The sequence below is a fragment of the Capnocytophaga ochracea DSM 7271 genome (assembly GCF_000023285.1).
Classification (GTDB): Bacteria; Bacteroidota; Bacteroidia; order Flavobacteriales; family Flavobacteriaceae; genus Capnocytophaga; species Capnocytophaga ochracea.
Genome location: NC_013162.1, coordinates 659,609 through 678,745 on the forward strand (window position 1 = coordinate 659,609; position 19,137 = coordinate 678,745).

Consider the following 19,137-nt stretch of genomic DNA (forward strand, 5'->3'; position numbering starts at 1 on the left):
TGCGCAATACCAGTCAAGAAAGTTATTATTAATTTATAGAATTAAAACGATGAAAAAAATTGTAACTATTGCATTTTGGGCATTAGGTTTAGTATTTTGCTACCTAATTTACAGGTCTATCACAGGCCCTATTGAGTTCAAAAAAATTAAGGAGGAACGCTACACCGAGGTAATTAAGAAACTAAAAGATATCCGTGCAGCGCAAGATGCTTATTTGAGACTCAACGGCAAATATGCCGATAATTTTGATGAGCTTACTAAGTTCATCGAAACTGCACAATTTACTATTACTTCACAACGCGACACAAGCTGGAATGCTTTCGATGAGACTTTTAAAATTACGGTAATGCGCCAAGGTGTAGTTATTGATACTTTGGGACACGTATCAGTAAAAGATTCATTGTTTAAAAACGATAATCGTTATTTGCATTTGCGCGATTTACCTCCTATCAAAGGTAAAATTCCTGGTCAGTTTATAATGAAAACAGGAGAAATTACCGACAAAAACAATGTAAAATCTTCCGTTTTTGAAGCGTATGTGCCTAAGAGAGTGGTGCTACAAGGTCTTGATGAAGACTTAGTAGAAAAAGAAATTGCAAAAACATCGGTAGAAGATGTAAGAGGTCCTAATATTAAAGTAGGTTCACTCGAAGAGCTTACTGTAAACGGTAACTGGCCAACTTCTTATGACGCAAAAATTGCAAAGCAATAATCAGTTTAAAACGTACTTTAAGGAATTGTCCATTCAAATAAACTTGGATGGACTTTCTTTTTGTGTGTTTAACCCTGTACTCCTGTGTGTAGAGGCTATTTATAATTTTCCTATCAACTTCAGCTATAAGAGCAAAGAAGAAATTGATAGGCAAATTTATTTTGTGATACAAAGTGAAGACGACCTCCGCCAAGATTTCGATACTATTAAGGTTTTACACAATACCCCTTCTTTTGCTTTTATTCCACAGTCTCTTTACGGCGGAAAAGACGAAATGCTGGAATACCTCAAATACAGTATAGATGTATCGGAGGCGGAACCCTATACCGTGGAAATTGATAGAATCATATCTATTGAAACGGTGAATGCTTATTTGCCCAACACAATAGTAAATAACGCACTACTTTCTTATTACGGTAGGTTCGACTACCAACACTTTGCTACCTCACTACTACGTATGTTCCTCAAACACTACTCTTCGCACGCTTTCGAAGTGATGTATATCTATGCCGAAGTAGGCTCTTTTTACTTTGTAGTGTTTAGAGGTAAAAAACTGTATTACTTCAATAGGTTCAGTTATGAAACCATTGAAGACTTCTTGTATTATATTCTTTTCTCTATTGAACAATTGGATATCGATACTGAGCAAGTGCCTCTTTATATCACAGGGGAAGTAGAACCTACAGCACTGTTTTATAATAAGGTAAGGCGTTATGTGAGGTATATTTACCTCCTGAAATACCATAAGGAACATTTTGCTGCAGGAATGGACGAAGAGCTCATTCGTCGGAATTTTGTGCTCACCCAATCTTTTTAACCTATTGCTATGAAATTTTTGAACATATTGCGCAATACTTTTAAACTATACCAAAGTACTTTCGGAGTGCACCTTTTGGGCTCTCTTATTTTATTTACAGTAGTGTTTTTAGTTTACGCTTCTCTTATTACTACTATCTTCGGAATGCCTTTAGAGGATATTATTGCTCTGCAAAGCAATCCCGAAAAGCTTATCGCTTTAGTCAATAGCCGGAGTTTTGTTATTAAATTTTGGTTCTTCTCGTTACTTGTAGATGGCATCATTACCCCTTTTACAGCAGGTATTTACAAGAACTACGCGACGGTAATCCAAGGGGAACGCGCTACTTTGGGCAACCTATTCACTTATTATCGCGCTCCTGAAACAAGTGCTATTTTAAGCCACGTTATTCTGCAAATGTGTCTTAAAACTTTTATATTAGTAGGCTTTTCTGCCGTAGGAATGTACTCGTTAGGACTTGCCTTTAACACTATCATCTCGTTAGTATTTGTACTCACTATCCCGATTATTATTTTGGAAAACAAACCTCTTTTCAAGGCTATGGGAGAGAGTTATAGAAGAATAATGCTCACACCTTTCACTGCCCTTATCATTACCTTCTTGGGTTGTGTTTTTGTGTTAGCAGGCTTTCTTTCTTTTGGTATAGGCATTGTGATTACCTTCCCGATACTTTTTGCGAGCATTTTCAGTATATACCTTTCAATAAATAAAAGGTAAATAGTAAATTTGTGCTATGATTTACGCTACTTATACAGATGAAATAAGAAAAAGACTGTTGAAAATTAATAAAACAAATATATGAAAAAAGTAATGCTTTTGGGGCTCTTAACAATGGGCTCTTTTACTCTGAACAGTTGCGACGAATTGCAACAAGTTATGGGCAACACTACCCAAGGTGGTAGCGGATTTAATGTAGCCAGCGGACTCAAACAAGCCCTTGAAATGGGGGTAAGTAGTGGGGTGGATTTGCTGAGCAAAGACGGTGGTTATTTTAAAGACCAAGCAGTGCGCATTCTCTTACCCGAAGAACTCCAGAAGGTAGATAAAACTTTGCGTTCGGTGGGGTTAGGTTCTTTGGCTGACCAAGGGCTAAAAGTACTAAACGAAGCAGCCGAAAATGCTGTGAGCCAGGCGAAGCCTATCTTTTTATCGGCGATACGAAATATGACCTTTACCGATGCGATGAACATCTTAAAAGGTGACAATACCGCAGCGACTACCTACCTAAAAAACAGCACTTATAGTTCTTTGGAGACTGCTTTTGCTCCCAAAGTGCAAGCCTCGCTTAGTGAAGTAGGTGCCGATAAAGTATGGGAGAACATTATCAACAAATATAACCAAATACCATTGGTAAAGCCCGTTGAACCGAACCTTACTAAATACGTTACCCAACAGGCTATCAATGGGTTGTTTGTGAAGGTGGGCGATAAGGAGAAGGAAATACGCACGAACATAGCGGCGCGCACTACCCCTCTACTAAAATCGGTGTTTGCGATGCAGGATAATAAATAATAGCAAATCCCTTATAATAATCGCCGTGTGGTATGAATACCGCACGGCGATTTTGTATTCCTATATACGCCGAACCTATACCGAACATATAGTGGCTTTACAGTGGCTCTACAGTGGCTCTACAGTGGCTCTACAGTGGCTCTACAGTGGGTCTACAGTGGGTCTACACCGAACAATAATAGGTATTAAACTGAATAGCAGACGAATACATTTGCTACTTCATTTAATATCTTATAGTTTTGCGCCACTAATCGACAAATTGACATATTGGTTAATTGATAAATTATGCTTATCTTTGCACTTCACATAAAAAACATTAGCCGTTTGTGCTAATGACTAAAAACTAACATCTAATATCTTACATTATGAGTTTTTTGAAAAAGCTTTTTAATTTACATCAGGGGGAAGAGAAAAAGGAAAAAGTAATTGAAGATATCCTTAGCAATATCTCTTTTCGTGGTGCTAATCTATGGATTTTGGCTTGTGCTATCCTGATTGCTTCTATTGGGTTAAACGTGAATTCTACTGCTGTAATCATTGGGGCGATGCTTATTTCTCCTTTGATGGGACCTATCGTGGGGGCAGGATTTGCGCTTGCTACTTACGATTTCGACCTGTTGAAGAAAACTGGCAAGAGTTTGCTCATCGCTACTGTGGTGAGTCTTATAGTATCGTTTATCTACTTCTATATCAGTCCGTTTAAAGATGTACAGTCAGAGCTTTTGGCACGTACTTCTCCTACCATTTACGATGTGCTTATCGCCTTTGTAGGTGGGTTGGTAGGAGCTATCTCCCTCACCCGTCAAGACAGAGGGAACCCTATACCAGGGGTGGCAATTGCTACTGCTTTGATGCCACCGCTTTGTACAGCTGGATTTGGCTTGGCTACGGGCAATATTAGTTTTTTTTTAGGAGCTTTCTATCTATATAGCATCAACTGTTTCTTCATTGGGATTGCTACTTTCCTCATCATCAAATACCTAAAATACACTCCTAAAAACACGGGTAATGAGGCACTCAACAAGCGTTTGCGCGTTGTTATCACCACATTGGTAATCCTTATTGTTACCCCTAGTTTGTATTTGGCATATAGCCTTTTGAAAGAGAAGGAATTCCACGAGAATGTAGCTCATTATATCACTGCCGAGTTTGAAAACAGCGGTTATACCATTATTTACAAGAAAATACACTACAATGCCTCACCTAAAACCATTGAATTGGCTTTTTTAGACAAGAAATTTACCGATGAAGAAGTAAAAACACTACAAAGCAACCTCAAAAACTTCAAATTGCACAATACCGAACTCATCATTAGGCAAAAAGAGTCGGATATTGACAAAGAGATGCTATCAGAAATCAACAAAAACAAGGCATCGCTCTCTAATAAAGACGTAAAGATAAATCAGCTAAAAGAAGAGTTGGCGCAATACAAATATACCGACCCTACTTTTGCCAAAGAAATAAAAGTATTGTTCCCTAATATTGAGAGTTTTTATTTTGGAAAACTGACGGATTTTTCGGGAAAAGGCAACCCTTCTCTTACTACGGTGATGCTCTACACACCTAAAAAAGAGACTGTAAAAGGCAAAGAGGTAGCCAAAGAAGTAGATACCCAAAAGTTGCAACAATGGCTCGCTGAGAAGTTTGGCGACAAGAAAGTAATTTGCCGAGTAGCAGATTAGGTCGTAGCACGAGTCGTAGCACAACACACAATAACTAAACTCCCCGTGTAGTGAATAACTGCACGGGGATTTTTTTATTTGCTAATTTTTACTATCTTTGTCCCCATAGAGAAAATTCAATCGTTATAGGGGTATAATATTAAATTTAAAAATATATGAAAGATTTTGTATTGATTTTTCGTTTGAACAACATCGCTGATTTCAAACCTACTCCTGAGCAAATGCAAGAACGTATGAACTGGCTTGCAGGTATCGCTTCACAAAACAAATTAGCCGATAAGGGCAATACTCTTTTGCCTATTGCTGGCAGTGCCAAAACTATCAAAGCCGATAAGGTTGTAACCGATGGACCTTTTACCGAAATTAAAGAGTTTATCAGTGGTTATGTGGTAGTGAAAGCTGAAAACATTGATGAAGCAGTAGAGATGGCAAAAGCCAATCCTATTTTTGAACAAGTAGGTGGCAGTATTGAAGTACGTGAAGTGCTAAAAAGAGATTAAAATGCCTCACTCACAACTTTTATCCGATTTGTTTCGAAAAGAATACGCTAAAATGGTGGCAGTGTTATGTCGCCATTTTGGCTTTTCTCATTTGGAAATTGCTGAAGATATTGCAAGTGATACTTTCCTAAAAGCCTATGAATTATGGGAAATACAGCCCTTGCCTGCTAACCCTACTGCGTGGCTTTACACCGTCGCCAAAAATAAAGCTAAGGACTATGAGAAACACATAGCTATATTTGAAGATAAAGTAAAAAAGGCACTTACACCTACTGAGAAAAGCGAAGAACTTACCTTTGAAACTTCTGAAATAAACGACAGTCAGTTAGAAATGCTTTTCAATATATGTGACCCTTCTATTTCTGTAGAATCACAAATAAGTTTAGCTTTGCAAATACTCTGTGGTTTTACAGTAGAAGAGATTGCCAATGCCCTACTCACCCATACCGAAACTATAAAAAAACGACTTCTTAGGGCTAAAAACAAGCTTAGAGAGCATCATTTTCAAATCAAAACCGTAAGCCCAGCCAATATACAAGCCCGATTAGAAACTGTACTGCGCTGTTTGTACTTATTTTTCAATGAAGGCTATTTTTCAGAAACTAATAATCAGTTCATACGAAAGGAGTTCTGCAAAGAAGCCTTACGTCTTACGCTCTTACTTGCCGAGCACCCTCAAACTGATACACCACAAGTGAATGCTCTTTTATCGCTGATGTGTTTCCAAAGTTCTAGACTTGAAGCTCGTATCAATACCACAGGTGAAAACACCCTTTATGAACAACAAGATAAAAGCAAATGGGACAAAGAACTCATACACAGAGGCAACTATTACTTAGTAAAAGCCTGTGAAGACTCTCAAATCTCTAAATATCACTTAGAAGCTGGTATTGCCTATTGGCATACTACCCCTACCGATGAAAATAAGTGGGAGTATATTCTCCGCCTATATAACCAACTCATTATCATTGAATATTCTTCTGTAATAGCCTTAAACAGGACTTTTGCTTACGGCAAGGTGTACGGCAAAGAAAAAGCTATTGTAGAAGCTGAAAAATTAGGACTACAAGACAATCGTTACTACCACGAGTTATTAGGATATTTGTATACTGATATCAATAACCAAAAAGCAATTGCTCACTACCAAAAAGCGATTGCTCTTTCTAAATCGGCTAACGAGCGCGCTACACTGCAAAAACAGATAGAACAATTAGTGAAATAAGAGGAGTAGTTTTATTCGCTAATTATTACTACCTTTGCCAACAAAAACCTTAGGACGATATGTTAAAAAACTTCACCCTTATCATTGCTCTCTTGCTCACTTCTTTAGCGCAAGCACAAAAAGAAACTTCAATCCGTCATATCGATATCCTCACTTATGACTCTGATGGGGGACTTTATTTTTATGCTTCTCCTGAAGATGTAATCATTTAACGAGAACAAATCACAAATAAAATTCTCGTATGCAAACTACTTATATAGAACGCACTACAGGGATTCTTTGTTAATTATCAATGGTTAATTCTCAATTATTACTATCTTTGTAACTTAAAAATATATCATCATCTGAAATGAAAAAAGAAGCTATCAAATTATTTGAAGAACGCAAGGTGCGTACCATTTGGGATGACACTCACGAGAAATGGTATTTCTCTATTGTAGATGTAGTGGCTATACTTGCTGATAGTAAAGATTTTCTTACTGCTCGAAAGTATTGGAACAAACTAAAAGAACGACTCAAAAAAGAGGGAAATGAAACGGTGTCAAATTGTCACCAGTTGAAATTAGAAGCTGCTGATGGTAAAATGCGACTTACTGATGTTGCTGATACTAAAACTCAATTGGGGCGCAGTGTTATATCGCCTACAAAAGCTAAAGACTACCTTAAAATTGAGGAGCCGTAGCACGACAAGCTATAAAAAACTCCGCGTGGTGCGAGCTACACAGGCTGTCGCTATCAAGAGTTTATTAGCTAACTTGTTAATTAACTAATTATTATCTTTGCAGTAGCACAACAGTAAATAGCTTCATCTTCCACTTATTCAGTAGTGATTAGACAGATGTTTTTACACTATTATTAGACTTAGAGGATGAAAGCTCCGTAAGTAATACCTAGCAGACTTACAAATGCAAATATCAAAGAATAACAATGATGCATAACTTATTTCAAAATATCTACAAACACCCTCTGATAGGGGCGCAAGAACTACAACAAATACAAAAAGCCCATCAGCCTATTGCTTTTCGTAAAGGTGATTTTATCTTGCGCAAGGACGAAATAGCTCGTGGTTATCTCATCTTGCAGACAGGAGTTGCTCGCGCCTTTGTATATGACTATGAAGGGAATGATATCACTACCGACTTCTTTTGTGAAGGTGAAATTATCGTGCAAGAACTCTCTCTTTTTAAGCATTTGCCTTCTGCCGAAAATATCCAAGCCCTTACCCCTTGCGAGGGATGGCATATAAATTATGACAATTTTCAAGAACTTTATCATAGTTTGAAAGGATATTCCGAATGGGGGCGACTCTTTATGACAGAGAAATTGTTTCAGGCAAAAAAGCGTTCTCTTGAAATGATTACACTCCCTGCCAAAGAACGCTATATGCAGTTTATAAAGGAAAAACCCAGTGCTATAAAGTACGCCCTCTTAAAACATATAGCTACTTATTTAGGCATCACAGATACTTCGCTGAGTCGTATCAGGAAAGAAATGTGAAAATCTTGTCTTATGGCAAGATTTTTTTTGTGTATTAGTCATATTTTTGCCCCCGAATTTTAAAAAGTATTTAAAAATGACAAAAACAAAACACTTTGATTTTCTTTTATCCATTCGCAAAAACCTATTGACTTACTTGGATAATCTTACTCCTGAACAATTAGGTTATATTCCAATAGGTTTTTCTAATAATATCTTTTGGAATATAGCACATTGTATTGCTGTACAGCAATTCTTATGTTATCAACTCAGTGGAAATAAACTGCTAATAAGCAATGATTTTTTAGAGAAATACAATCGTGGCACCTTTCCTCAAAAGATTGCACCTTCAAAGGGAGAAATCTACCAAGTAAAGGAATTGTTACTTAGTACAGTAAATCAATTACAAGAAGATTATCAAACAAGGCTATTCAATGAGTTTCCAACGGTTAAGGTAGGTTTATTTTGTATAGACACTATAGAAGATGCAATGTATGTAAACAATATGCACGAATCGAGACATTTGGGAACTGTAGTAGCTTTAAACTATTTTAGTTCAAAAATTTAATATAATATGGCTTATAGTATAACACTTGCCAATAGAGTTCGCGAATATTTAGCCGAAATTCCTCATATCACAGTGGAAGAAAAGGCGATGTTTGGCGGTTTGGCTTTCTTGGTGAATGACAAGATGTGCATCAACATAGGGGAGGATTGCCTAATGTGTAGGTTTGACCCTGAGCAGACAGAAGAAATTGCCGAAAGGCAGGGGTTCTCGCCAGTGGTAATGAGAGGCAAAGAGCTCTCTGGCTATTGCTATGTAGACCCTACGGGGTACAACCCAAAAAAAGACTTTGATTTTTGGTTACAACTCTGTTTAGAGTTCAACAGCAAAGCAAAGAGTTCTAAGAAAAAGAATAAAAACAACTAATTCGCAATAATATATGTTTGATTTTCTTGCAGAACTCACTAAAAATAAGAATAAAGAGTGGTTTGATACTCATAAAGCACATATGAATCGGCTACAAGGATTATTAGTTATGCGTCCTTTTTTTGACTTTATGACTGAAGCGCTCACAACAAACCTCAATAGGGAATCGATATCGAATAATTAAAAAAAATAGAACTCCCTATTGGAGAACAATATTTTGGTTACTACGGTAGCTTTAGGGATAAGTTTGGTATTGGTTAGATGTTTTTATGCTAACTTTTTAAAAGTAAAACTCCCCGTGGTACGAGCCACACAGGCAGTAACCACGGGGAGTTTTTGTCAATTATCAATGGTTAATTGTCAATTTTTACTATCTTTGTGGCTTGAAAAATAAAAGCGTTACAAGTTGTGACAGCTTGAAACAAATTACTCTGGTGGTAAAACTCCTATTGAGGAAACCCATCGCAAACTGAATGAACTTGCCCTTACTTTCTTTAAAAAACATTTATAATAATTAACGTGAGTTCGACATAAGAAAAGTGTAGCTTACGCTACAGAAATCTTATAAATCTTAAAAAAAAATAAACAAATAGGTAGCAAGCTACCTTTAGACACATACTCTGCTATGCCAGCTCGCAGACTACACACAGATTATGATACAAACATAGGCGTGACTTTGGTAGTTTTAAAAACTTTTAGATGGCTTTTGTTGAAGCAGTACTAACTAAATTCTTTAACGCAATATACTGGAATAAAGTAGTGATGCTTATAACTAAGCAATAGAGAAATAGGTTAATATCGAAAAAATCTTTTTGTTTAAAAAGTACAAAGGAAATAAAAAGAGCTGAATCTCTCTCAGAAGATTCAGCCCTAATTTTATTCTATTTTTTTAGTTTACTAAAAATTAATAACCTTGGTTTTGTACCATATTGCCATTAGCTCCCATTTCGCTATTTGGAATAGGGAATGAGTATTTATAGCTTCCATAGGTTACTGTTCCATAAGTTTGTAAGGCATCATCTACAAGAGGCATATCTTGTTTATTTCGAGCAATATCATAAAAACGGAAGCCTTCACCTGCAAATTCTTTTCGTCTTTCTAACAAAATATTCTCAAGAGTTGCCGATGTATAAGCAGTTGCTCTTCGTTTTGCTGGTATTAAATTCAGCTGAGCAAGGGCATTTGCAGTATCACCTAAACGGAAAAGAGCTTCGGCATAGGTGAGCACCACTTCTTCATAACGAATAATAGGAATATCTTGTGAACCTATGAGATCTGTTTGTTTTCGCATTCTGTAAGTTTTACCAGCTTTTACTTCGGAAAAAAGAGCCTTTCTAACATCTCCTGTTTCGTATTTTGAATACAAATCGTTGAGCATTACCACATCTCCATAAGACCCAAAATAAATATTTCCTAAACTATTGACACTAGTATTATCACTATCATTATTGGCAATAGAGAAAATTTGATTTTTAGTATTATCAGTAGTAAAGGTTTTTGCAAAATCGTCGGGAGCTGCAATATCTAAACGAGAGCCTTTGTGATCAATTACGTACTTAGCAGCATCACGAGCAGTTGCCCAATCTTCAAAGAAAAGAGCTACACGAGCTTTGAGTGCATAGGCTGCAAAAGTAGTAATGTAGTGAGCAGAAGTATCGTCTTCGCTTGCCGATAAATTGCTAATGGCTGCATTTAGGTCTTCCATTATAAGCTCATAGGTACGCTGAACCGTTTCACGAGCTGGATAAATGGCTTTCCCAAATACTTTTGTATAAGGAACGCCTAACGCCTTTGTTCTGTCAGGCTCTTGATATTGTTGACCGTAAAGTTTCAACAAGTCAAAATGCGCTAAAGCACGAATGGCATAAGCTTCCCCTAAATAATGATTCAGCGTAGTAACATCACCCGTAATTTTTGCTCTATCAGCATTAATAACTACATTGGTGGATACTATTGTCTGATTGATTAGCGTCCAAGTATCAGAAGCATAAGCATCTGTTTTGGTCATATCCATTTTAGCAACTGTAATAAAACGGTTTGAGTTTGCGTCGGAATATGCATTATCGGAACGCACCTCTCCGAAAATAATGACATCTCTTCCGTAGTAATATCTTGTACTCATACGGCTATATGCTGAGTTTAAAACACTCCTAACGTCTTCTACAGATTTGATACTTCCCTCTAACTCTTTATCTTGTTCTAATGTAGGGTCTAAGTCGGCACAGCTTGTAGCTAACAAGGCTATGCTAAATAGTGTATATATAACTTTTTTCATTTTGTTTAGAATTTTAAATTAACACCAAAAACTACAGATTTCACAGGTGGAGTTGTAAGGGTAGTAAATCCCCTTGTGTTATCTTTATTACCTACTTCTGGGTCGAGTTTTAGCCCGCTGTCTTTCACCCAAGTATAAAGGTTAGTACCTCTAAGGGTAAAGGTAACTCCATCAAAACCTGTTCCTTCTAAATATTGAGAAGGCACTTCATAACCCAATGTAATATCTTTCAAGCGCGCAAAAGTACCATCGTATAAGTGACGAGAAGAAGTATTATGAAAATTATCATTGCCTGAATAGGTTATTTTTGGCACATCGGTTACATCTCCTGGTTTTTGCCAAGCATTTAGCAACTCAGCATCTCCATTATAAGTTACCGTTGTAAAATTATTGGTTCTCAAATAGTATTGAGCATACTGCTCATATATTTTATGTCCTCCTGTAAAATAAACAGTTGCATCTAAGAATACCCCTTTATATTGAAGGTGAGTAGACAGACCTCCTGAATATTTTGGAATGGCAATACCTTGGAATCTTCGCTCTGCGAGGTTATAGTCTGATGTTTTCTTGCCATCTTTGTCATACCACTCAGGAAGCCCTTTATCTACATTGACACCTGCCCAAGTTGGCATATACCAATAGCCGTAGGTTTCTCCCACTTTGGTTTGTCTGTATGAACTCCCTGCTGTTGGGTCTACATCGGCGCCTGTGCCATCTTTTGCCAATTTTTCTACCTTGTTTTTAACCGTTGCTATATTAGCTGACAAGTTCCAAGTGAAGTTTTTATTACGGATAATATCAACCCCTAATGAAGCCTCAACACCTTTATTGCTCATTGCTCCTGCATTAATAGCCTGCTCTTCAAAACCTGTGGTTCTTGACAAAGGCACATTTAGCAACAAATCATACGTATATTTATCGTAATATGCAACAGAGCCTCTTAAGCGCTGGTTAAATAGTGCAAAATTAAGCCCCACATCAAAAGTACGGTTTTTCTCCCAAGTAAGGTCGTCATTCCCTAACGTTTTGGGGTAGGCAGCTCCATTTTCAGCATATTCAGCATCATAAGCTAAAAGTACTTGGTATTGGTTTAATTCTACCCCAGAGTTCCCTGTAAGCCCATAAGAAGCTCTTAATTTTAACTCGTTGAAAACTTTTGCAAGGGCATCAAACTCCTTATGAAGGTTGTAAGCAAGCCCTAAAGACCAGAAATTTCCATAGCGATTTCCTTTTGCAAAACGAGATGAACCCTCTCTACGAATACTTGCGTCAAGAATATATTTTTCGGCATAAGAATAGTTAAACATTCCTAACAACGATACATTCGCCCAATCTTCGAAAGTAGAAGATATTGTTTTTTGTTTTGTTACAGAAGCAAGATTGGTTAAACCATCAACAGCTATATTCGTACCATAACCATATAAATAATCTTTTTTGTACTTTTGATATTCATAAAGTGCTGTTACACCAAATTTATGCTTTTCGGCCACATTAAAATTGTATGTTAATGTGTTTTGATATACCCAAGTAGTGTGGTTAGCCATTATACGCTGTGAAGACCCGTTATTTTTAGAAGCATTACTATGTATCCTGTTTTGATAGTCTTTATAATCTGATGAAATGTAATCTACATTTGCACGAGTAGAGAATACCAAATTTTTAAGCAGTTCGTAATCTACTTTAAAGTTTATCAACCCTCTTAGGGTATTGTTCTTTGATATATCGTGGTCTTTTATATACAAATAATTATACAAACTTGTGTAGTCATTAAATGTGGTAACATTATAGGACCCATCAGCATTATAAGGACTTACCCAAGGAGACATCAATATTTTTGTCACATAAGGATTTGTAAAATAAGCTGATTGCTCAGCAATAGGATTTTGAGATACCCAAGAGCCATTTACTGAAGCCTCTAACTTCAATTTATCATTCAAATCTCTGTTAATTCTTATCAATCCAGATACACGTTTAAAAGGGTCGGATGTTTTTACAGTAGATTCTGTTCTGTTATATCCCAACGATACATAATAAGTTCCTTTTTCATCTCCTCCAGAGGCTGATATATCGGCAGAGGTCATTACAGCATTTTTGTTTTTTATAAGTTCTGACCAATTGTTATTATTTAATGCACTATTAAAGTTTTCTGCCCCGTTGATTCTCAAACCATTGGTCTGGGCAAAATCAATTGCGGTGTCGTAAGTTACACCTCTACTTGCAAACTGGTTTGCTAAACCTTGCTTTAACAAATGATAGCGTTGGTCACCCGTAAGAGGAGACCTTTTATAATATGCATCGTTTTGGAAACCCACTGAGGTGTTTACATTAAACCTCGTTTTTCCTCTTTTACCAGACTTGGTTGTAATAACAATAACCCCATTGGAGCCTCTCGCTCCATAAAGAGCCGTAGCGGCGGCATCTTTGAGCACTGTTAGGGTTTCTATATCTTCATTATTAATACTTGCAAGGGTTGACATTGAAGAAGCTGTATTTTTATCCTCTGTTAAGTTTTCTGTGATTACTGGCACACCATCTATCACATAAAGAGGTTTATTGCTACTATTCATAGAGCCTACCCCGCGAATCATCACGGTCTGTTCTGCTCCTGGTGTTCCTGAAGCAGCGTTAATTACCACTCCTGGAGTTTTCCCTTGCAGAGCTTGGTCTACAGAAATAGCCGAAGGTGTACTTATATCTTTACTTGATAACTGTACAGTATTCCCTGTGGATTCGGCTGCTTTCTTTTTAACAACACCCAAAACTACTACCTCATCAATCACTTGGGCTTCTTCTTGCATTACTACATCAATGCGACCTGAAGGACCTACTTTGTGATTTTGGGTTTTCATTCCTAAGAATGAGAACTCCAAGGTCTTACCTGGAGCAACCTTGATGCTATAACGACCATTAAAGTCGGTTTGAACACCGTGTTGTTCTCCTTTTACTACTACAGCTACGCCCATCATTTCGGTTCCACTAGCATCGCGTACTGTTCCTGTCACTTCTCGTTCCTGCGCCCACGAGAAGCCTTGCACTATTAGTATTAAAAATAGTGCGAAAGATACTTTGTTTAATCTCATCTTCTATAACATTATTTTATAAACTGGTGCAAAGGTAGAAAAGTTTTCTGTTAAGCTCCAAATTTATCCTTAACAAATTTACTCATTTTGTCTGCCAAAAAATAGATGAGAAAAAAATCATAAAAACGCAATTTCTTTGCGTTTTTTGCAATAAAATAGGCATTTCTTTGATGAAAACGCAAAGAAAAGCCTATTATGCACTGTTTTTATGCAAAATTATTTCGGTAGAAAAACACTATTTTTGTTACAAAATAACTAATAGAATGTTACAAATATCACAATGAGGAAATAAGGAAATGAGAGAATTTGGAAATTAGTAAATTAACGTGAGTCCGATGTAAGAAAAGAGTAGCTTACACTACAGAAATCTTATAAATCTTAAAAAAATCAAACAAATAGGCAACAAATTACCTGAAAATCTCGCACAGATTACACGGATTGCACGGATAATCTTTCATTTGACAATTGATAATTGACAAATGTGATGGGCACAAATTGGCAACTGCGTTGCTGGATTTCACAGATTATAATACAAACATAGGCGTGACTTTGGTAGTTTTAAAAACTTTTAGATAGTTTTATGAGGGAATTATAAGTTATAAGGATCAGATCACTCTTATATAAATACAAAAGAGGCTGTTTATAAAATTATAAACAGCCTCAAGTATTTTGATGATAAATATTGATTACTTAGGGTAGAGGGTTAAAATCAGTTTCACTTGCAGGAACATCAAACCACTCTAAGTATTGATAGTCTATTGTACAAGCCTCGGTAGTACCATCGGTGGCGACTACTACATTGGCATTGGTACGACCTCCTCCTTGAGCTACGGGTTTGAGAATGCCCCAACGACGTGCATCATAGAAAGAAGTCCCTTTAAGGAACAAGCCTATACGACGTTCTTTGCGGAGTTCTTCAAGAGCTTGTTCCTTGGTTAAGCCTGTACCTGTCACAGCTGTAAGTCCAGCTTTTTGGTAAGTACGCACTGCATCTATGTGAGCCAGACCACCATCAATATTGTTATTTCTGATTTTTACTTCAGCGAGCATTAATTGGTTTTCTTCATAAGTACCTGCAAAAGGCAATTCTACAACACCAGCGCTAGTACTTGCGTAATCACCACCATCTTTAAGGGTGTAGCGAGTACCTATACCATAACCACGATTTCGAGGGTTAAAAAGAGCACTACTTCTTCTTAGTACATTTCGGGTATAGCGATTATCTCCAGCCTTAAAATCTTGTACTAAACGCTCTGAAAGGTATTCCCATCCTACGAGAATCCTATAAGGAGTCCAAGCGGTTTCACTTACAAAACACAAACTGCTAGGTGTGATAGATCGCATTATAAAAATCTTATCTCCTTGCTGGATACCACTATTAACTAAGGTTTCTATCTGTGATAATTCAGATGAAGTAAGCTCTGAAGCATATTTGTTTACCAAAAGATTACGTGCTATATAGGTATTGATATTGCGGATAAACATCTTAGGAGTAATGACCCCTCCATTGCCTTCTTTAAACTGAGAAGGAATAAAAGTATCAATGAGACCACTATAAGTAGTGTCTCCCTCAGGAATAGTAGCTAAGATTGCTTTTGCTTCTTCAAAGATACGATTGGCTTCAGTGATTATTGCTTCGTGTGATTGGTAGTTATTGCTAAGCACATTGTATTCATTAGTAATCACTCCCTTTGCATAAAGAGAACCAATACGAGAGTAAGCAAAAGCCTTCCACCATAAGAACCAAGCTTGGTAGGTTTTTTTCTTTACCTCAGCGTTATCTCTAAAGACCACCTCATTATTATCAAGGAGTTTAAGAGCTAAATTACAATGTCCTAATACACCATACATAGCCATCCATTCATTATTGAAAGCATTTTCATTCCCATTTTCTCTGATATTTAATTGTTTCAACACTGCTCCTTGAGTTTTTTCTCCTAACAAAGAAGATTTAATAACAGAGCCATCGGGACGTGTAATGCTAAATATTTGGTTACTATAACAGAATCCAAAATTAAGAGCGACAGCAGTTGTAGCATCTCCCATCAAATTATGAAGGGTAAGCGCAAACCAAGCGTAATAATTAACCCCTCCTCTCATTGGAGCATACACCCCTAAGGCAAATTTTTGGATACCTTCTTCTGTTTCAAGATTTTCCAAACCAGGTTCATTAGGATTCTGTAGTTTAAGAGAGTCCTTACTACAAGCAATAGATAGTAAGGCTACTATAGCGATTATTATATATATCTTTTTCATCGTATTTCGGTATTAAGGGTTAAAATCTAACATTAAGTGCCATCGTAACAGTGCGCATATTAGGAAAAGTGTACAAATCGATACCACGATAGAGCGGATTGTTGAGTGATACCCCTACGGCTTCAGGGTCTAAACCTGAATAGTTAGTAAAGGTAAGCAAATTCCTTACTGAGGCGGTAAGCGTCAATCCTTTGATAAAGGTATCTTTTAGGATATCGGTCATATCATAAGAAAGAGAGACGTTGCGCACTCTTACATAAGAACCATCTTCTATAAAATAAGAAGTGGCTTGTCCCTTGTTATACAAAGATACATAATAGTTTGTATAGGGTAAATTCTTATCTACAGGTATAGGTGTATCAAGGTCACCGTGGGTTCTATTGAAATACATACGTTGTTTTGTACCATTGTAAATATCACCTCCTTTTGTCCAATCTACTTGCACAGAGAAGGTCAATTTTTTGGCAAAGGTAATATCATTAAAGAACGACATCGTAAAATCAGGGGTAGCATCACCCATTTTTTCTTGTTCAGTGCTAAATATTACTTCTTTGCTTTGTTTATTTACTACCATCCCATTTACCAATTGATAATTGTTCAAATCAGCATCGGCAATATAACGCTCTCCTTTAGAGTTGGTTTGGGTAAGAGAACTCAGCGGTTTGTACCCAAAGAAAGTACCTACGCGTTCACCTTCATTGAGAGTACTTTGTCCTCCACCTGTTATACCTACTACAATACGTTTGCCGTTAGAAATTTTATCGACTACCGTTTCTCCTTTGCTAAAGCGTGCACTAAAAGTCCAATCTACTTTATCGTTGCTAAACAGTCCCAAATCCAAAGAAGCTTGGATTCCGTTGCTGGATAAGTCGATAGCATTGGTAGTAAGTTCTTGAGCTCCTAAGGAAGGAGGTGTTTCGATATTATAAATTGTTCCGAACGATTTACGATCCCAATACACTACATTTCCGCTGAGACGATGGAACCAACCTTCTCCGAGACGGAATCCATAGTCTAAGCCTACTTCTAACTCTTTACTTTTTTGTACTTCCAATTCAGGGTTACGAGCCGTAGTAGGCAGGTAATAATATCCCTTATCGCCTAACTTATCATTAGAAAGAGTAATCAAACGGTCGTAAGCATCAGGTTGGATACCCGCTTCCCCATAAGCCCCGCGAAGTTTCAATTCTGTAACTTTTTCTAATTTAAGTAAATCGGCTATACGGAAATACGCATCCGCACGAGGAAAAGTAAATGGTTTACCTCCTTCACCAAAAGCAGACGAAAAGTCGGAACGTACCCCTACAGATACTCCAAAAAGATTTGCGTAATCAAATTTTTGGTTCACCAAATAACCAAAAGTTACAAACTCTTGTTCAAAATCACTAGAGGTTGAAGTGTTGGCTGAGGAAATGGTAAAAGGTGGCTCCACTCCATAACCTGAACCAGTAGCAGTAACACGATAATAATTATCCTTACGCCAATCATAAGATAACTGAGTAGTAGATTGGATAGGCAATTTCAATTTCAAATCTCTTTGAAAATCAAGGCGTAAATAAGCACTTAATAAGGAGTTTTGAAGGGTATGACGAATAAAACGTTCGGTAAGTTGTCCTGCTAAAGGAGAGATTCCTGAACCAGGTGTATTGGTATTCTTTTGATTTTTAATAAATTCACTATTATCGTAACGAGTATGGTCATAACCATATTTGTAATCAAAGTCTAAGTTTTTGCTAAACTTGTAGTTAGCATTTATACTCTGTATTACACGGTTAGTTTCGGCTAAATTGCTTTGATTTTCATAAATATAAAAAGGCGATACTTCATTAGAGTCAGGATCGTAATGTACAGGAGATTTTCCTGCTGTATCTCTAAAGTGTAAATCTACATAAGCAGGAGTTCCTAAAGCACCGCCGACACCAGAGTAAATACTACTTCTACCATTTACTCCAGCTGTAGTATTTTTACTATTGATAAGCTGTGTATTAGAACGAAGAGTAAGCCCCTTAAATACTTCTACCCCTACATTGGCTGATAGATTTTTCTTTTTATAACTACCATTCACAGGGCTAGTTTGGTCTGACAAAGAAGCACCTATGGCATAATCTACATTCCCAGCAGATCCTGTAATATTTACAGAATGTTGGGTAGTATAAGCAGTTTTGTAGTACTGTTTTAAATGATCGTATGTTTTCTCTTTGTATGAATAGATATTAGCTGTTGTGTCCTTAACAGTAGGATCTGGTTTTGTCCAATATCCAGTCTCTGGATCTACCTTTATGGGTCTTTTATTTTGCCCATCAATTATATAACCCTCTTTATCAGTTTTATAAGGATGTTTTTGTGCAAACGAAAGATTTCCTGTAAGAGCTTCATCTACACTGAGAGAAGAATTATAAGTTATTTCTGTGCGTTCTCCTTTTTTACCCTTTTTGGTAAAGATCTGGATTACCCCATTAGCTCCTTGTGCTCCATAAATAGTTGCAGCAGCAGCTCCTTGTATCACTTCTACACGTTCTACATTAGAAAGGTCTAAATCGGCTAAACGAGAAGAAACAGCACTGCTACTTGATGTTAAAGCATAGTTGCTTGTGTTTACCTCTACCCCATCTACAATCACCATCGGTTGGGTAGTACTGAGTGAGTTGATACCACGTAAGATGATATTAGCTTG

General features: G+C 37.0%; 17 protein-coding genes. 13 read left to right on the top strand and 4 right to left on the bottom strand.

From position 1 onward, the window contains the following. Positions 1–49: 49 nt before the first annotated feature. From COCH_RS02660 to COCH_RS12685, 13 genes are all read left to right on the top strand, one after another. Positions 50–712, top strand: coding sequence for a hypothetical protein (locus COCH_RS02660; protein WP_002673865.1), 663 nt, complete (start codon positions 50–52; stop codon positions 710–712). Then, positions 687–1,529 carry a DUF3822 family protein gene (locus tag COCH_RS02665; protein ID WP_015781818.1) on the top strand — a complete coding sequence of 281 codons (843 nt, stop codon included), beginning with the start codon at positions 687–689 and terminating at the stop codon, positions 1,527–1,529. The genes COCH_RS02660 and COCH_RS02665 overlap by 26 nt, the downstream gene beginning before the upstream one ends. Before the next feature lie 9 nt (positions 1,530–1,538). Beyond that, positions 1,539–2,246 (top strand): DUF2189 domain-containing protein, encoded by a 708-nt coding sequence (locus COCH_RS02670; RefSeq protein ID WP_015781819.1) that lies wholly within the window; start codon positions 1,539–1,541, stop codon positions 2,244–2,246. Between the two features lie 81 nt (positions 2,247–2,327). Beyond that, complete coding sequence (locus COCH_RS02675; RefSeq protein ID WP_002673868.1) at positions 2,328–3,041, top strand: DUF4197 domain-containing protein; 714 nt, start codon at positions 2,328–2,330, stop codon at positions 3,039–3,041. A 365-nt stretch (positions 3,042–3,406) separates the two neighbouring features. Continuing rightward, positions 3,407–4,723, top strand: coding sequence for a DUF389 domain-containing protein (locus tag COCH_RS02680; RefSeq protein WP_015781821.1), 1,317 nt, complete (start codon positions 3,407–3,409; stop codon positions 4,721–4,723). Positions 4,724–4,878: 155 nt separating this feature from the next. Continuing rightward, entirely contained in the window at positions 4,879–5,223 is a 345-nt protein-coding gene (locus tag COCH_RS02685) for a YciI family protein (RefSeq protein WP_002666814.1), read from the top strand. Position 5,224: 1 nt separating this feature from the next. Beyond that, entirely contained in the window at positions 5,225–6,445 is a 1,221-nt protein-coding gene (locus tag COCH_RS02690) for an RNA polymerase sigma factor (RefSeq protein ID WP_015781822.1), read from the top strand. Positions 6,446–6,504: 59 nt separating this feature from the next. Then, positions 6,505–6,657, top strand: coding sequence for a hypothetical protein (locus COCH_RS12155; RefSeq protein WP_015781823.1), 153 nt, complete (start codon positions 6,505–6,507; stop codon positions 6,655–6,657). A 137-nt stretch (positions 6,658–6,794) separates the two neighbouring features. Beyond that, entirely contained in the window at positions 6,795–7,127 is a 333-nt protein-coding gene (locus tag COCH_RS02695; RefSeq protein ID WP_015781824.1) for a BRO-N domain-containing protein, read from the top strand. Between the two features lie 245 nt (positions 7,128–7,372). Further along, the gene (locus COCH_RS02700) at positions 7,373–7,942 is read left to right on the top strand and encodes a Crp/Fnr family transcriptional regulator (protein WP_015781825.1); all 570 of its coding nucleotides are present in this window, start codon (positions 7,373–7,375) and stop codon (positions 7,940–7,942) included. 76 nt (positions 7,943–8,018) lie between these two features. Next, positions 8,019–8,489 carry a DinB family protein gene (locus COCH_RS02705; RefSeq protein WP_015781826.1) on the top strand — a complete coding sequence of 157 codons (471 nt, stop codon included), beginning with the start codon at positions 8,019–8,021 and terminating at the stop codon, positions 8,487–8,489. A 6-nt stretch (positions 8,490–8,495) separates the two neighbouring features. Continuing rightward, entirely contained in the window at positions 8,496–8,852 is a 357-nt protein-coding gene (locus COCH_RS02710) for a TfoX/Sxy family protein (RefSeq protein ID WP_015781827.1), read from the top strand. Positions 8,853–8,865: 13 nt separating this feature from the next. Then, the gene (locus COCH_RS12685; RefSeq protein ID WP_143713205.1) at positions 8,866–9,036 is read left to right on the top strand and encodes a DUF2461 family protein; all 171 of its coding nucleotides are present in this window, start codon (positions 8,866–8,868) and stop codon (positions 9,034–9,036) included. A gap of 720 nt (positions 9,037–9,756) precedes the next feature. Here COCH_RS12685 and COCH_RS02715 read toward each other — a convergent pair. The 4 genes from COCH_RS02715 to COCH_RS02730 all read right to left on the bottom strand — a co-directional run bounded on the left by COCH_RS02715 (position 9,757) and on the right by COCH_RS02730 (position 19,128). Further along, positions 9,757–11,127 (bottom strand): RagB/SusD family nutrient uptake outer membrane protein, encoded by a 1,371-nt coding sequence (locus COCH_RS02715; RefSeq protein ID WP_015781828.1) that lies wholly within the window; start codon positions 11,125–11,127, stop codon positions 9,757–9,759. A gap of 5 nt (positions 11,128–11,132) precedes the next feature. Beyond that, positions 11,133–14,207 (bottom strand): SusC/RagA family TonB-linked outer membrane protein, encoded by a 3,075-nt coding sequence (locus COCH_RS02720; protein WP_015781829.1) that lies wholly within the window; start codon positions 14,205–14,207, stop codon positions 11,133–11,135. Positions 14,208–14,897: 690 nt separating this feature from the next. After that, on the bottom strand, positions 14,898–16,463 hold the full coding sequence (locus tag COCH_RS02725; protein WP_015781830.1) for a RagB/SusD family nutrient uptake outer membrane protein: 1,566 nt from the start codon (positions 16,461–16,463) through the stop codon (positions 14,898–14,900). Between the two features lie 19 nt (positions 16,464–16,482). Next, positions 16,483–19,128 carry a TonB-dependent receptor plug domain-containing protein gene (locus COCH_RS02730; RefSeq protein WP_223375731.1) on the bottom strand — a complete coding sequence of 882 codons (2,646 nt, stop codon included), beginning with the start codon at positions 19,126–19,128 and terminating at the stop codon, positions 16,483–16,485. Positions 19,129–19,137: the final 9 nt, after the last annotated feature.

Excerpts from the sequence above, each read along its gene's own strand:
- COCH_RS02705 (WP_015781826.1), top strand. The coding sequence starts at position 8,019 with ATGACAAAAACAAAACACTTTGATTTTCTTTTATCCATTCGCAAAAAC.
- COCH_RS12155 (WP_015781823.1), top strand. The coding sequence starts at position 6,505 with ATGTTAAAAAACTTCACCCTTATCATTGCTCTCTTGCTCACTTCTTTA.
- COCH_RS02680 (WP_015781821.1), top strand. The coding sequence starts at position 3,407 with ATGAGTTTTTTGAAAAAGCTTTTTAATTTACATCAGGGGGAAGAGAAA.
- COCH_RS02670 (WP_015781819.1), top strand. The coding sequence starts at position 1,539 with ATGAAATTTTTGAACATATTGCGCAATACTTTTAAACTATACCAAAGT.
- COCH_RS02665 (WP_015781818.1), top strand. The coding sequence starts at position 687 with ATGACGCAAAAATTGCAAAGCAATAATCAGTTTAAAACGTACTTTAAG.
- COCH_RS02695 (WP_015781824.1), top strand. The coding sequence starts at position 6,795 with ATGAAAAAAGAAGCTATCAAATTATTTGAAGAACGCAAGGTGCGTACC.
- COCH_RS02700 (WP_015781825.1), top strand. The coding sequence starts at position 7,373 with ATGATGCATAACTTATTTCAAAATATCTACAAACACCCTCTGATAGGG.
- COCH_RS02660 (WP_002673865.1), top strand. The coding sequence starts at position 50 with ATGAAAAAAATTGTAACTATTGCATTTTGGGCATTAGGTTTAGTATTT.
- COCH_RS02675 (WP_002673868.1), top strand. The coding sequence starts at position 2,328 with ATGAAAAAAGTAATGCTTTTGGGGCTCTTAACAATGGGCTCTTTTACT.
- COCH_RS02710 (WP_015781827.1), top strand. The coding sequence starts at position 8,496 with ATGGCTTATAGTATAACACTTGCCAATAGAGTTCGCGAATATTTAGCC.
- COCH_RS02720 (WP_015781829.1), bottom strand. The coding sequence starts at position 14,207 with ATGAGATTAAACAAAGTATCTTTCGCACTATTTTTAATACTAATAGTG.
- COCH_RS02690 (WP_015781822.1), top strand. The coding sequence starts at position 5,225 with ATGCCTCACTCACAACTTTTATCCGATTTGTTTCGAAAAGAATACGCT.
- COCH_RS12685 (WP_143713205.1), top strand. The coding sequence starts at position 8,866 with ATGTTTGATTTTCTTGCAGAACTCACTAAAAATAAGAATAAAGAGTGG.
- COCH_RS02715 (WP_015781828.1), bottom strand. The coding sequence starts at position 11,127 with ATGAAAAAAGTTATATATACACTATTTAGCATAGCCTTGTTAGCTACA.
- COCH_RS02685 (WP_002666814.1), top strand. The coding sequence starts at position 4,879 with ATGAAAGATTTTGTATTGATTTTTCGTTTGAACAACATCGCTGATTTC.
- COCH_RS02725 (WP_015781830.1), bottom strand. The coding sequence starts at position 16,463 with ATGAAAAAGATATATATAATAATCGCTATAGTAGCCTTACTATCTATT.